The following is a 14,115-nucleotide window of genomic DNA, read 5'->3' as shown; positions in this document are numbered from 1 at the left end:
CACCGGATCAGCATCATCCGGCACGGACTCCGGGCCGGGATGCTTCGCGTCGGCGGGCTCGGCCTCCGCTTCGGGGAGCAGGCTTGTGTGCGTGTCGGCCGTGATGGTGATCGAGGAGTGGCCGAGCATCTCCTGGACGTCCTTCAGGTCGGCCCCAGCTGCGCAGGCGACGATCGCAGCTTCATCACGGAGGCCTGGAGCCGGACCGGCAGGAGATCGATCTCCTCCTACAGCTCCATGAACCGCCGCGTGACGTTGGCGGGGCGGAGCATCTCACCACTCTTCTTGGCGAAGACGCGGCCCCCGTAGCCGCAACAACGCCTTTTCGCGGCGGCGGAAGACGGAGCATCGTTCTTCAGAGCAGGTCAGCGCAGCTAAAACGCCCCTCCCGAGTCCGCAAACTCGGAATAATTGGCACCTGACGACAATACCTAGGGGGGAACGTGGCTCAGCTCGAACTCAAGGTGCTCACGAACGATGCGCCCGAGGCAGCCGCCTTCGAGGCGTACTGGCGACTCAACCAAGACGGTGAGACGTGGGCCCAGACCGTCACCGCCATCCGCGCGGAGTACGGGCTGAAGCCGCAGCAGATGACCCGCATCGCCCAGCAGGCCGGCACGGCCTACCTGGCCGACCTGTTGTGCAAGTCCTGCGAGGACCCCTACCCCGTGTCCAGCCGCAGTGACCTCGCTCAAGCCCTCCGTTTCGAAAGCTGGAAGTGCCCGAGCTGCCACGAACGGGAAGTGGAAGAGCAGGCCGCGCGGGTCAAGGAACAGAAGGCGCGGCGCCGGGCCGAGGTCTACGAGAAGTACCCCGTCCTCAACGGTCCTGACTTGAAGCCCGCCGACCTCACGCTTCTCGAGGCCATCGCGCTGCATGCCCTCTTAAGCGACCCGGCAGTTGAAGACGCCGGGCTGACGTCTCCCACCAACATCTGGCCCAAGGAGCGCCGCTGGGCTCCCGAGCAGCTTCGGTACGACTTCGAGCGTGGGCTCCTGAAGGCTGCGACGCGCCTGATCAAAGTGCATCCGGACTCGCACCTCGACGCCTTCGCCCTGGACGACAACGGGGAACTCAGCGATTCCTTCTACCTCGGCCGCGTCAGCTATTACCTCATGGGCCAGGCCGACAAGCTCACTGATCGGCACCCCCGCCTCCTCCAGGCTCTGAATCGCACCTTCCGGGAAGGCCCGTGGCCCACCGCCTGGGCGGGCCAGTGGCGCGACCTATGGGACGAGTTGGTGCTGGTGGACGCACAGGACTACCTCGCGATGAAGCTCGGTGAGCACCATCTTGAAATGAACCAGGGCGAGGGGACCCGCACCGCCCTCCAGGACGCCCTGAGCACCTTCAGCCTGGGGCAGGTCTTCAACTTCATCTATCGGGCGGCCAAGGACTCCGCCGCCTACTACCAGCGTGGCGGAGTGAACAAGCGGCAAGCCGCCAACAGCACCATCGGACGGATCAGCGCCAGCGCCGACAGGGCCCGCGCCAACGGCTGGGACGTCAAGTCCTTCGGGAGGCCATGGAATCTCCCTCTCTCGGCCATGGGGGAGACGTTTTTCAGCAAGGTGATGTGGCAGCCGGACATGATGCAGGTGGCATCCCACGCCGCGCAGATCCCCTTGCACGCATGGCCCGCTGAAAACGCCGCCGAGGGCACAGAGAACGAGGAACCCGATGAAGTACCGCAGCCGGTGCCTGGCACTGATGAGGAAGGCACCTGGATCGACCTCGGCAAGATTCCTGGTGCCACTCCGTGGCCGGACGTCAACGACTTCCTGAAACTGGAGCCTGGGACGGTCACTGCGATCGTGTCCGTGCCGACTGCCGGCCGTTCGACAATGGCGCTGAACATCGCGCTGCACAATGCCACAGCCGATCGACTCACAGTCTTCAGCACCTGCGAGATCAACTCCGAGGCGATCGAGCGGAAGCTCGTCACCGCCGCCCGCGGAGCAGATCTGCGATACCCCGCAGATACGGTGGACTTCGACTCCGTGCGTCGCCACGCATCAAGTTCCTCAGTCAGAGTGCCAGGCTGGCACACCCCGACCATCGGGCTCCCGCTTGAACAGGTGTTCCGGGAAGCCGCAACTACGGTCATGCCACCGCAGCGCGGTCGCCTTGCCCTGTGGGTGGTCGACACGATCCAGAGCTACAGCGAGCTGGACGAGGAGGGTCTGGCATTGAGCATGGACGTCGCACGCCGCATTGCGGAGGAATACAACCTCGCGGTTCTGATCACAGCTCGTGCGTTGAGCGAAGGGCCTGACGAGCCGCTCGAACTTCGACATGTCCCGACGCCTATCGCACGCGGCGCCAACACCATCGTTGAACTGCATCGCGACGGGGTGTACTGGACCAACCTGCCCGACGCCAACTCAGCCACTGTGCGAGCTTTGAAGGTCGGAGGTAAGCAGTCCAAGGAATCCGCCTCTCTGAGACTTGAGGCGCATTTCTGCCGCTTCGTCCGAACTGACGGGTGACCAAGCCCCCAGGAGACCTTCAGCCGGATGGCTCAGCGTGGCCGTGCGCGAACCACAAGGCAGTCCATGGGCGCCCCAACTCGGCGCGCCCATGGACTGGAGCACTACCCTCACCGACTACTGACCTCGATGGAGGCCAACCTCGTGCACTATGCGCAGTCGCCGCCCGGTGGCAGCCCGCAGGACCTGCTCGCTGAACTGCGGCAGCACGGCCGGCCTACTCGTCCAAGTGCTGTAGTGGGATGGGCGCACCGAAGACGTCGACGACGAACTCCGAGGACCCGTTGCCCTCGAAGTCCACATCACGGTCACTGTGAAGCAACGTATGAATCCTTACCCAATGCCCCTCGGCACTCGCATCTTCCGCCACATTGAGCGCGCTACGAACGGGGCCGATACCGCCAGTCAGTTGCTTACTCGTCCAGGTTTGCAAGAGCTTCGCTTCCACAGGGAGCGCCCATGTACGCGGCTCGGCGCTGGCAGGCACGGAGACCTCGTCGCTGAGCAGTTGCACAACCCAGTCGACATCTCCATCGCTGCCGCGCTCGTTCGACATGCGAATGCCGAGCCCGATCATGTAAGCGCCCTCAAGGTACTCCTCGAGTTCGCCATCGATATCACCGAAATAGACGGCGGGGCGCACCAGGTCAATCGGCCCAAAGCTAGTGAAAGCTCCCAGCATTGGTGTGCACTTGTTCTTTAGATATTGCTGCGCGGCCATACGCACCGGCTTCGGGACTCGATCCAGCACCACTCCGAGAGAAGCCTCGTCTCGGTCAGCCAGGAAGCAGTTGAGTGCATCGACGAGTTCCCCGGTCAGATGGAGATCTCCCGCTCCCAGTGTGGTGACCGCCTCCAACTCGTCGCGAGGGCCTTTGGCAATGGCGAATACTCTGCTCCGCCCCGGACTCGTGTGCGCGATGAACGAATGAATCATTTCCTGTCTCACATCAGGTCTCAGAAGCGGCACCAGCGAACCCACGCGATACCGCCACAGGTAAGGGGAAACCCTTCCGAACAACGTGTCGTTTGAGCTACATGCTCATTCGCATGGCCGAGGCGGGTTGCTGTCAGACCCGGCACCTCAGCCCGAGTCCGCATGGCTGGCGGCAGGCTACCCGGGCGCTGGCCTGGTGGCAATCATGGATAAAGTCGTGAAGTAGGCGCAGTCAGTGCGAAGGCGTCCTCGACGCAGGTATGCGGCAGCGCCGATGAGCCACTGTCATGCGGACTCCTCCTCGCTGCGTGATCGCGGTTCAGAAATCCCCTCCATCGAGTTGCGTCTCATGTCAGGATCACCTGGAGGCCCTAATACTTGACGGCCAGTCGGTCTGAGCCACCAGCCCAGAGGAGCAGCATGGAACCTCGCAGCGCGGCGGCTGTTGGCAGGGACTTCCCGTATACCGCGAAGACGCTGTGCTAGATCGAAGTAGCCAAGGACGGAACGGTGTCCCACGGCGTTGATGACGGCACTTACGAGCGGGCTCGCGACAAGGAGTCCCGCCTGTTCGCCGTATGGCCGGGCTCCTGGCGAAGCGACCTGTTCGTCATCGACGCCCTCGACGAGTACGCCCGGGCGCACGGACTCCTTCACGACCAGGAGCGCACGGGACTCGCCGACCACGAGCACGCCGTCCGCTGGACGCTGGACCCCAGTGAGAAGAAGCCGATGGGCAGCTACATCACTGTCCGCGTCCATCTGGACTGCGGGTGCGCCATCAATGACCTAGACGCGTTCGCCAAGCAGATGCGCGCCCAGCAAGGATGGGACATCGCCACGACTGGCGGGTGGGGCGGAAGTACCACATCAGGAACCTACATGCGCGTGCGTCGCAAGAGTCTGAACTCCTGATCGGCCTCGCCTGCGCGGGTGATGCGTGAGCGGAGGGCTAAAGCGGGTGTCGCAGGCCTGAATCCCGCAGGGGACCCAACGCGTTCTCGCCGAGCCGGGAGTACCGAAACCTACCCCGCTGCTACGGTCCCGTCCATGGCCCTCTCGTACTCCACCATTCAGGACGTTGATCTACGAGTGCAGCCGGTCGACGAGGTGTTGGACCGCGTCGCACCCGCTCTCCAGACGCGTTTCCTCAGGGACACGGTGGTCCGCAAGCGGCGGTCCGTGGGGGCTCGTACGGAGCGTGACACCTGGGTTCGGGTCGAGCGGCGTCCGCTCGCCAAAATCACCGACCAGGGGTGGAACGGCACGGAAGTCGCTGTCCGGCTGAAGGGCGTCGCCATGCCGGTGTGGCGGCAGTGTGTCGTCTGGCAGGACGAAGACGGTCCGGTGGGATGGCGCGCCGACGAAACGAGCCTTCTGCCTGCCGCGCCCGTGGGAAGTGCCGTCCTGAGCAACGCTCCTGAGCTTCCGGCGGAGTGGTGGACCGGCTTGAACGCATCTCTGGACGCACTGGCAGCCCATGCGACTGGGCGAGTGGCGACCCCCGACACCGAAGTCATCACGCAGGACCTGGTCACCACGTCCATTCGAACCGTGTTCTCCGAGGGCTTCGATACGACCGTCCGTCGCTGGGTCCCGGCCCACGCCGACCTGAACTGGGCGAACGTGACGGCACCGGTGTTCAGCCTCTTCGACTGGGAGGACTGGGGCAACGCACCGCAGGGACTGGACGCCGCCTCCCTGTGGGCGGCATCGCTGGCCGTCCCCGCCCTCGCCGAGCGCGTGCGCCAGGAACGGCACCACGACTTCGAGAGCAGGGACGGCAAACTGATGACGCTCTTCGTGTGCTCGAAGATCCTCGGCCCGCACGCCCACCCGCAGGACCCCCGGCGGGAGCCCGCGCGGCGCACGGCTGATCAGGTCATCGAGGAACTTCAGGCAGGCTGAGCACGCGAGCGTTGCTCGAGCAGACGCCGGTGCTCCCGGACCGTCAGGTCGTCGACCTCCCCCTCCGGAGCACCGACGAGTTCCCCAATCCCTCACGACGCCCTCGGCGGACGCGAACCGGCGGCTCCCCCGCTGTGAGGGAAGCCGCCGGTGCCTATCAGGCCCACTCAGTCGAAATACTCCGGCTGCGTCTGCACATTCAGCTCCGGCAGATGCACCCGCCGAGCCGAGTCCGTACGACGATCGCTCAGCTTCAGGACGTCGAAGCCCTTCATGATGTCGTTGGAGTAGATGTAGCCGTTGTAGTAGTACGCGGACCACGAGCCGGCTATTTGGAGGGTGTCGGTGGTGAGGGGGCCGCGTTCGAAGTAGGCGATCTCGTGGGGGTGGGCGGAGTTGGTGAAGTCCCAGACGGAGATGCCGCCCTGGTACCAGGCTTGGACCATGAGGTCGCGGCCCTTGACGGGGATGAGGGAGCCGTTGTGGGCGACGCAGTTCTCGGTGTCGGCCTGGTGGCGGGGGATCTTGTAGTAGTTGCGGAAGACCAGCTTGCGGTGGTCGCCGCGGCCGGTGATGTCGTAGATGCCGTCGGCACCGCGGTTGGGCCCGATGGCCGCGTTGCAGGTGGCCGCCCCGCCGCCGCCCAGCTCGTCGGTGAAGACGACCTTGTCCGCGCGCTGGTTGAACGTCGCGGAGTGCCAGAAGGCGAAGTTCACGTTGTCCTGGACCCGGTCGATGACCTTCGGGTGCTCGGGGTCCTTGATGGAGAACAGGATGCCGTCGCCCATGCAGGCGCCCGCCGCGAGGTCCTTGGAGGGCAGCACGGTCAGGTCGTGGCAGCCGGTGGTCTTGGAGACGCCGGGGTTGGTGGGCGCGCCGGGGTTGCCGCCGCCGTCCGGGCCCTCACCGGGGAAGAGGACGGGGAAGCCGACCACGGCCGCCTTCTCGGGCGCCTTGCGCGGCACCTTGATGACCGAGATGCCGTCGTGCGGCGGCTGGCAGTCGGGGAAGGTGGCGCTGGGCGAGTACGAGGAGACGTAGATGTAGACGTTCTTCCGCTCGGGCACCAGCGTGTGGGTGTGGGAGCCGCAGGCGGTCTCCACGGCGGCGACGTACTTCGGGTTCGCCTTGTCGCTGATGTCGAAGATCTTCATGCCCTCCCACGACGACTTCTCGGTCGCGGGCTGGGTCGTGCTCGCGCAGGAGTTGTCGCTGCGCGAGGAGTCGGTGGAGAGGAACAGCAGGTTGCCGCTGACGGAGATGTCGTTCTGCGAGCCGGGGCACAGCACCTGGGCGACCGTTCTCGGCGCCTTCGGGTTGCTGATGTCGAAGATGCGGAAGCCGTCGTAGTTGCCGGCGTAGGCGTACCGGCCCTGGAAGGCGAGGTCGGTGTTGTAGCCGGGGAGGGCGTCTTTGGGGACGTTGGTGAGGTGCTCGATGTTGGCGGAGTGGACGATCTCGTCCTGCCCCGGTATCTCGCCGTCCGCGATCGCGCCCCGCACCTCGGCCGCCTCGCTCTGAGAGACGCGCTTCCCTGCGACGGGGCTGTCGCCTGGATCGGGGGTGGCGGAGGCCGGTGCGGTGGTGAGCAGCGCGGCCAGGAGACCTGCCGCGGCGGCGGCAACTCCCAGGCGTCTGCGACGGGTTCGGGGATCGTGGGACAGGGTCACTGCTTCCTCCCTGGTGCCGGACGTGGGGGCGCGGCTCACACTCCCCCGCAGTATCGTCCGCGTCATGGACAGGTCAACAGTGCGCAATGAGTCGCGTCCGAAGGTTCTCGGTCATTCGCGGGCGGAAGAGTGCTAGGACGGTCGTAGCCGCACCCCCACGAACGCAGCCGTAGCAGCACCCCCACGAACGCAGGAGACCCCCGTGCCTCACCGCCGCGCCTCCCTCACCACGGCCCTCCTGACGGCCGCGGCCATACTCACGGCCGGGGGCTGCTCCGGAAACGCAGGCGACTCCGGCGCCAACTCCGCCCCGCACAGCGGCCCTTCGGTCATCGCCCCCGGCAAGCCCGGCGAGGCGAACCGGACCATGTCCGCCGAGGACGCCGCCGAGCAGCGCGAGGACGACAACTCCCCCAACGCGGCGGACCGTTCCTACGCCCGCATGATGATCGTCCACCACACCCAGGCCCTGACGATGACCGAACTCGCCCCGAAGAGAGCCGAGTCCACACAGGTCAAGCGCATCGCGGAGCGCATCTCCGCCGCCCAGGGTCCCGAAATCAGCGCCATGAAGGGCTGGTTGACCACGAATGCAAAGGGCGGCACCGCTCACGACCACGGCACCATGCCCGGCATGGCCACCGAAGCTCAGCTCACCGAACTGCGCGCCGCCCGGGGCAAGGCGTTCGACCAGCTCTTCCTCAAGCTGATGATCGCCCACCACGAGGGCGCCATCACCATGGCCACCGACGTGAAGGCACAGGGCAACAACATCCAGATCGAGGAGATGGCGGACGACGTGATCGCCCAGCAGACCAGCGAGATCGTCCGGATGCGCGACATGCTCTGACCAAGGCGGCCGACCTGACCGCCCTGGCCGGAACCCTCACTCCCCCACGTACTCCGCCAAGTGCCGCCCCGTAAGCGTCGATCCGTCCGCCACCAGCTCCGCCGGCGTCCCCTCGAACACGATCTGCCCGCCGTCGTGCCCCGCGCCCGGCCCCAGGTCGATGATCCAGTCCGCGTGGGCCATCACCGCCTGGTGGTGCTCCACGACGATGACGGACTTCCCGGAGTCCACCAACCGGTCGAGCAGACCGAGGAGTTGCTCCACATCGGCGAGGTGCAGTCCGGCCGTCGGCTCGTCCAGGACGTAGATGCCACCCTTCTCCCCCATGTGCGTGGCCAGCTTGAGCCGTTGGCGTTCGCCGCCGGAGAGGGTGGTGAGCGGCTGGCCGAGGGTGAGGTAGCCGAGACCTACGTCGGAGAGGCGGGTCAGGATGCGGTGCGCGGCCGGGATGCGCGCCTCGCCCTCCGCGAAGAACGCCTCCGCCTCGCTGACCGGCATCGCCAGCACCTCGCTGATGTCGCGGCCCCCGAGCCGGTACTCCAGCACCGCCGCCTGGAAGCGCCGCCCCTCGCACTCTTCGCACGTCGTGGCGACCCCGGCCATCATGGCGAGGTCGGTGTAGACGACCCCGACGCCGTTGCACGTGGGACACGCGCCCTCGGAGTTGGCGCTGAACAACGCCGGCTTGACCCCGTTGGCCTTGGCGAACGCCTTGCGGATCGGGTCCAAAAGCCCTGTATAGGTCGCCGGGTTGCTCCGCCGGGACCCCTTGATCGCCCCCTGGTCGACGGAGACGACCCCCTCCCCCGCGGGCACCGACCCGTGCACCAGCGAACTCTTGCCGGACCCGGCGACACCGGTCACCGCGACCAGCACCCCGAGGGGGATGTCCACGTCGACCCCGCGCAGGTTGTTGGCGTCCGCGCCCCGGATCTCCAGCGCGCCGGTGGCGTTGCGGACGCTCTTCTTCAGCGAGGCCCGGTCGTCCAAGTGGCGCCCGGTGACGGTGTCCGAGGCCCGCAGCCCCTCCACCGTGCCCTCGAAGCAGACCGCGCCGCCGCCCGTACCGGCGCCCGGACCGAGGTCCACCACATGGTCCGCGATGGCGATGGTCTCCGGCTTGTGCTCCACGACCAGCACGGTGTTGCCCTTGTCGCGCAGGCGCAGCAGCAGGCCGTTCATCCGCTGGATGTCGTGCGGGTGCAGTCCGGTGGTGGGCTCGTCGAAGACGTACGTGACGTCGGTGAGCGAGGAGCCGAGGTGGCGGATCATCTTCACCCGCTGCGCCTCGCCGCCGGACAGCGTGCCCGAGGGGCGGTCGAGGGAGAGATAGCCGAGGCCGATCTCCACGAAGGAGTCGAGACTGTGGCCCAGCGCGGTCAGCAGCGGGGCGACCGAGGGGTCGTCGAGGCCGCGTACCCACTCGGCGAGGTCGGTGATCTGCATCGCGCAGGCGTCGGCGATGCTCACGCCATCGATGGTCGACGTACGGGCGCCCTCGCTGAGCCGGGTGCCCGCGCAGTCGGGGCAGACGGTGAAGGTGACGGCCCGCTCAACGAAGGCGCGGACGTGCGGCTGGAGCGAGTCGACGTCCTTGGCGAGGAACGACTTCTGGATCTTCGGGATCAGGCCCTCGTACGTGAGGTTGATGCCCTCCACCTTGATCTTGGTGGGCTCCTTGTGGAGCAGGTCGTGCAGCTCGCGCTTGGTGAACTTGGCGATCGGCTTGTCCGGGTCGAAGAAGCCGCAGCCGGTGTAGATACGGCCGTACCAGCCGTCCACGCTGTAACCGGGGATGGTGAGCGCGCCCTCGCGCAGCGACTTGCTGTCGTCGTAGAGCTGGGTGAGGTCGATGTCGGTGATGGCGCCCCGGCCCTCGCAGCGCGGGCACATGCCGCCGGTGCGGCTGAAGGTGACCTTCTCCGCCCGGCGCGCCCCCTTGTCCACCTTGATCGCGCCGCTGGCCTGCACCGAAGCGACGTTGAAGGCGTACGCGCTGGGCGGGCCGAGGGGCGGGGCGGCGAGCCGGCTGAACAGGATGCGGAGCATGGCGTTGGCGTCGGTGGCGGTGCCGACGGTGGAGCGGGGGTCGGCGCCGAGGCGCTGCTGGTCCACGATGATCGCGGTGGTCAGCCCGTCGAGCACGTCCACCTCGGGGCGGGCGAGCGTCGGCATGAAGCCCTGGACGAACGCGCTGTACGTCTCGTTGATCAGCCGCTGCGACTCGGCGGCGATGGTGCCGAACACCAGCGAGCTCTTGCCGGAGCCGGAGACGCCGGTGAACACCGTCAGCCGGCGCTTGGGGATCTCGACGCTGACGTCCTTGAGGTTGTTCACCCGCGCGCCGTGGACCCGGATCATCTCGTGGCTGTCGGCGGCGTGCACGTCCGTGCCTGTGCTCATGCTGTCTCCCTCTTCACGTACCGGCCCCTCGTCGTACCGCTCAGCGGTGTTCCTGGATGCGGAGCATGTTGCCCGCGGGGTCCCGTACCGCGCAGTCCCGGAGGCCGTACGGCTGGTCGGCGGGCTCCTGGACGATGTCGGCACCGGCGGCCACCAGCCGGTCGAAGGTGCCGTCCAGGTCGGGGGTGGCCAGGACGAGGCTGGCGTACGTGCCCTTGGCCATCATCTCGGTGATGACGCGCCGTTCGTCGTCGGTGATGCCGGGGTCCATGGCGGGCGGGCTCAGCACGATGTTCGTGTCCGGCTGGCCCTTGGGGCCCACGGTGAGCCAGCGCAGGTTGTTGTGGCCGACGTCGTTGCGCAGCTCGAAGCCGAGGGTGTCCCGGTAGAAGGCGAGGGCCGCCTCCGGGTCGTCCTGCGGGAGGAAGCTGGCGTGAATGCTGATGTCCATGGCCGTCACGCTAGCCGTGGCCCGGACCCCGCGCTTCTCGATTCCTGACCGGTCTGGTCACCACCTTGACCACGCAGGTCGGCAGCCCTTCCGTCGCCCGCGCCGCCTCGATCCGGTACACGCTCGGCGCCATCCCGACCAGCTCACTGAACCGCGTACTGAACGTCCCGAGCGACGAGCACCCCACCTCGAAACACACCTCGGTCACACTCAGATCCCCCCGCCGCAGCAACGCCATCGCCCGCTCGATCCGCCGCGTCATCAGATAGCTGTACGGCGACTCCCCGTACGCCGCCCGAAACTGCCGACTCAGATGCCCCGCCGACATGTTCACCCCCCGAGCCAACGCCTCCACATCCAACGGCCGCGCATACTCCCGATCAATCCGATCCCGCACCCGCCGCAACAGCCTTAGCTCCCGCAGACGGTGCGGGTCACCGGGTGAGCTGGTCATCCTGAAATCGTGCCACGGGAGGGGGCGTCGGCCCCCTACAACCCCACGATCGCGTTCCAGCGGCGTGTGAACTCCGGTCGTTCCGTCGGCTTGATGTCTCGGGCTATGGCGAGGCGCTTGCGCATGGGGCCGTTGGGGAAGATCAGGGGGTTCGCGGCGAGGGCGGCGGTGGCGGGGTCGGGGCTGTTGGCGAGGATGTGCTGGGCTGCCGGGACCGGGCAGACGTAGTTGACCCAGGTGGCGAGTTCGGCGGCTACCGAGGGGGTGTAGTAGTAGTCGATCAGGCGCTCGGCGTTGGCCTTGTGGGTGGCGCGGTCGGGGATCATCAGGGAGTCCGACCAGAGTTCGGCGCCCTCCTCGGGGACGACGAAGCGGATGTGCGGGTTGTCGGCCTGGAGTTGGATGACGTCGCCGGAGTACGCCTGGCAGGCGAGGACGTCGCCGCTGACCAGGTCCTTGGTGTAGTCGTTGCCGGTGAAGCGGCGGATCTGGCCCCGGCGGACCTCGCGTTCGACCTCGTCGCACATGGTGTGGAAGTCGGCGGCCGTCCAGCGGGTGATGTCCACGCCGTTGCCCTGCATCAGCAGCGCGAACGCCTCGTCGAGCCCCGACAGCAGCGTCACCCGGCCCTTGAGGTCGCTCGCCCAGAGGTCCTTCACGTGCCGGATCTCCCGGCCGAGCCGGCGGCGGTCGTACGCGATGCCGGTGATGCCGGACTGCCAGGGGACGGTGAACAGGCGGCCCGGGTCGAAGGCGGGGCGGCGCAGCAGGGGGTCCAGGTACTTCTCGACGTTCGGCTGCCCGGCCCGGTCCATCCGCTGGACCCAGCCGAGGCGGACGTACCGCGCGCACATCCAGTCGCTGATGACGATCAGGTCCCGGCCGGTGGGCCGGTGGTTCATCAGGGCGGGGCTGATCTTGCCGAAGAACTCGTCGTTGTCGTTGATCTCCTCCACGTAGTCGACGGAGATCCCGGTGCGCTTCTCGAAGGCGTCGAGCGTGGGCCGCTTGTTCGCGTCGTCGTCATCGGTGTCGATGTACAGCGGCCAGTTCGACCAGGTCAGCCGGTGGTCGGTGGCGGACCGGTCGGGGGCGGAGCGGTCGCCGGGACGCACGTACGCCGACGGCACCCCGCACCCGGCGAGCGCGCCGAGCGCGGCGGTGCCCCCCAGCGCCCGCAGCACGGACCGGCGGGAGGGGGCGGAACCACGAACAGAGGTGTGAAGCACCCGGAAAGTGTGCCGCCCGAGCCCTTGAAGGAACAATCCGGCTGCCGACCCAGGGGCGCGGGGAACTGCGCGACCAGCCCCCCACGCGCCCGTGGTCGACATCCGGCGGGACCCGGCAGGGCCTCACGCGTCCAAAGAAGTCATCACGTGCTTGATCCGCGTGTAGTCGTCGAACCCGTACGCCGACAGGTCCTTGCCGTAGCCCGACTTCTTGAAGCCGCCGTGCGGCATCTCCGCGACCAGCGGGATGTGGGTGTTGATCCACACGCAGCCGAAGTCCAGCTTCTTGGACATGCGCATGGCGCGCCCGTGGTCCTTGGTCCACACCGAGGAGGCCAGCGCGTAGTCGACGCCGTTGGCCCACTCGACGGCCTGGTCCTCGTCGGTGAAGGACTGGACGGTGATGACCGGCCCGAACACCTCGTTCTGGATGATCTCGTCGTCCTGCTGAAGGCCGGAGACCACGGTCGGGGCGTAGAAGTACCCCTTGTCCCCGACCTGGTGGCCGCCGGACTCGACCTTGGCGTGCGCGGGCAGCCGCTCGATGAAGCCGGCGACCTGCTTGAGCTGGTTGGGGTTGTTCAGCGGGCCGTACAGCACGTCCTCGTCGTCCGGCTGCCCGGTCTTCGTCTCGGACGCGGCCTTGGCGAGCGCGGCCACGAACTCGTCGTGGATGGACTCCTGGACGAGGACACGCGTCGCGGCCGTACAGTCCTGGCCGGCGTTGAAGAAGCCCGCCACCGAGATGTCCTCGACGGCCTTGGGGATGTCGGTGTCCTCGAAGACGACGACCGGCGCCTTGCCGCCCAGCTCCAGGTGGACCCGCTTGAGGTCCTTGGACGCCGACTCGGCCACCGACATGCCCGCGCGCACCGAGCCGGTGATGGAGGCCATCGCCGGGGTGGGATGCTCGACCATCATGCGGCCGGTGTCGCGGTCGCCGCAGATGACGTTGAAGACGCCGGCCGGGAGGACCGAGCCGATGATCTCGGCGATGAGGACGGTGGAGGCGGGGGTGGTGTCCGAGGGCTTGAGGACGACCGTGTTGCCCGCGGCGAGCGCCGGGGCGAACTTCCACACGGCCATCATCATCGGGTAGTTCCACGGCGCGACCTGCGCGCAGACGCCGATCGGCTCACGGCGGATGATCGAGGTCAGGCCGTCCATGTACTCGCCGGCCGAGCGGCCTTCGAGCATCCGCGCCGCGCCCGCGAAGAAGCGGATCTGGTCGACCATCGGCGGGATCTCCTCGGAGCGGGTGAGCCCGACGGGCTTGCCCGTGTTCTCCACCTCGGCCGCGATGAGTTCCTCGGCCCGCTCCTCGAACGCGTCGGCGATCTTCAGCAGGGCCTTCTGCCGCTCGGCGGGGGTGGTGTCGCGCCAGGCCGGGAACGCCTTGGCGGCCGCGTCCATGGCGGCGTCCACGTCCGCCTGCCCGGACAGCGGCGCGGTCGCGTACACCTCACCGGTGGCGGGGTTGACCACCTCGGTGGTCCGTCCGTCGGCGGCGTCCCGGAACTCACCGGCGACATAGTTCCGGAGTTTGCGCAGCCCACGCGGCTCGGTGCTCACTGCCGGCCTCCTGATCTGGTTCGAGGGTTCGAGCTGTCCCCGCCCCGGAAGGCCGCACGGCTGTCCGGTGGCTGAGACAACCCAACCCTAGTCGGGACAACCGCGTTTTCAACACCCCCGCCGCCACCCGTCCTGCGAAATCCGCACACTGC

Annotated in this window: 11 protein-coding genes; 4 read left to right on the top strand and 7 right to left on the bottom strand. The window is 67.5% G+C overall.

The window, feature by feature from the left end; translation table 11 throughout:
* Positions 1 to 443: 443 nt before the first annotated feature.
* The gene (locus E5083_RS05185) at positions 444 to 2,489 is read left to right on the top strand and encodes an AAA family ATPase (protein ID WP_135784339.1); all 2,046 of its coding nucleotides are present in this window, start codon (positions 444 to 446) and stop codon (positions 2,487 to 2,489) included.
* Between the two features lie 217 nt (positions 2,490 to 2,706).
* On the opposite strand, the gene E5083_RS05180 is transcribed toward E5083_RS05185, so the two are convergent.
* Positions 2,707 to 3,471: a hypothetical protein gene (locus tag E5083_RS05180; protein ID WP_135784338.1), complete on the bottom strand. Its 765-nt coding sequence runs from the start codon at positions 3,469 to 3,471 to the stop codon at positions 2,707 to 2,709.
* Positions 3,472 to 3,936: 465 nt separating this feature from the next.
* Here E5083_RS05180 and E5083_RS05175 point away from each other — a divergent pair, with 465 nt between their 5' ends.
* Positions 3,937 to 4,341 carry a hypothetical protein gene (locus tag E5083_RS05175; RefSeq protein WP_244317370.1) on the top strand — a complete coding sequence of 135 codons (405 nt, stop codon included), beginning with the start codon at positions 3,937 to 3,939 and terminating at the stop codon, positions 4,339 to 4,341.
* Positions 4,342 to 4,476: 135 nt separating this feature from the next.
* Positions 4,477 to 5,334: a hypothetical protein gene (locus E5083_RS05170; RefSeq protein WP_135784337.1), complete on the top strand. Its 858-nt coding sequence runs from the start codon at positions 4,477 to 4,479 to the stop codon at positions 5,332 to 5,334.
* Positions 5,335 to 5,501: 167 nt separating this feature from the next.
* Here E5083_RS05170 and E5083_RS05165 read toward each other — a convergent pair whose 3' ends face one another.
* A complete protein-coding gene (locus E5083_RS05165) occupies positions 5,502 to 7,004 on the bottom strand; it encodes an LVIVD repeat-containing protein (protein WP_135784336.1) in 1,503 nt (500 codons plus the stop codon).
* A 202-nt stretch (positions 7,005 to 7,206) separates the two neighbouring features.
* Here E5083_RS05165 and E5083_RS05160 point away from each other — a divergent pair, with 202 nt between their 5' ends.
* Complete coding sequence (locus tag E5083_RS05160; RefSeq protein WP_244317369.1) at positions 7,207 to 7,854, top strand: DUF305 domain-containing protein; 648 nt, start codon at positions 7,207 to 7,209, stop codon at positions 7,852 to 7,854.
* A 36-nt stretch (positions 7,855 to 7,890) separates the two neighbouring features.
* Here the strand turns inward: E5083_RS05160 and E5083_RS05155 are convergent, their stop codons facing one another.
* The 5 genes from E5083_RS05155 to E5083_RS05135 form a co-directional block, all read right to left on the bottom strand.
* Positions 7,891 to 10,257, bottom strand: coding sequence for an ATP-binding cassette domain-containing protein (locus E5083_RS05155; protein WP_135784335.1), 2,367 nt, complete (start codon positions 10,255 to 10,257; stop codon positions 7,891 to 7,893).
* Positions 10,258 to 10,297: 40 nt separating this feature from the next.
* Positions 10,298 to 10,708 carry a VOC family protein gene (locus E5083_RS05150; protein WP_167513453.1) on the bottom strand — a complete coding sequence of 137 codons (411 nt, stop codon included), beginning with the start codon at positions 10,706 to 10,708 and terminating at the stop codon, positions 10,298 to 10,300.
* 10 nt (positions 10,709 to 10,718) lie between these two features.
* A complete protein-coding gene (locus E5083_RS05145) occupies positions 10,719 to 11,162 on the bottom strand; it encodes a helix-turn-helix transcriptional regulator (protein WP_135784333.1) in 444 nt (147 codons plus the stop codon).
* Positions 11,163 to 11,197: 35 nt separating this feature from the next.
* Positions 11,198 to 12,391 carry an extracellular solute-binding protein gene (locus E5083_RS05140; protein WP_244317368.1) on the bottom strand — a complete coding sequence of 398 codons (1,194 nt, stop codon included), beginning with the start codon at positions 12,389 to 12,391 and terminating at the stop codon, positions 11,198 to 11,200.
* A 123-nt stretch (positions 12,392 to 12,514) separates the two neighbouring features.
* Positions 12,515 to 13,963 carry a gamma-aminobutyraldehyde dehydrogenase gene (locus E5083_RS05135; protein WP_135784331.1) on the bottom strand — a complete coding sequence of 483 codons (1,449 nt, stop codon included), beginning with the start codon at positions 13,961 to 13,963 and terminating at the stop codon, positions 12,515 to 12,517.
* Positions 13,964 to 14,115: the final 152 nt, after the last annotated feature.

The sequence above is a fragment of the Streptomyces bauhiniae genome (assembly GCF_004784475.1).
GTDB lineage: Bacteria > Actinomycetota > Actinomycetes > Streptomycetales > Streptomycetaceae > Streptomyces > Streptomyces seoulensis.
The sequence above is the reverse complement of the archived record's forward strand: the minus strand, read 5'-3'. Positions and strand labels throughout refer to the sequence as shown.

Excerpts from the sequence above, each read along its gene's own strand:
- E5083_RS05170 (WP_135784337.1), top strand. The coding sequence starts at position 4,477 with ATGGCCCTCTCGTACTCCACCATTCAGGACGTTGATCTACGAGTGCAG.
- E5083_RS05155 (WP_135784335.1), bottom strand. The coding sequence starts at position 10,257 with ATGAGCACAGGCACGGACGTGCACGCCGCCGACAGCCACGAGATGATC.
- E5083_RS05150 (WP_167513453.1), bottom strand. The coding sequence starts at position 10,708 with ATGGACATCAGCATTCACGCCAGCTTCCTCCCGCAGGACGACCCGGAG.
- E5083_RS05145 (WP_135784333.1), bottom strand. The coding sequence starts at position 11,162 with ATGACCAGCTCACCCGGTGACCCGCACCGTCTGCGGGAGCTAAGGCTG.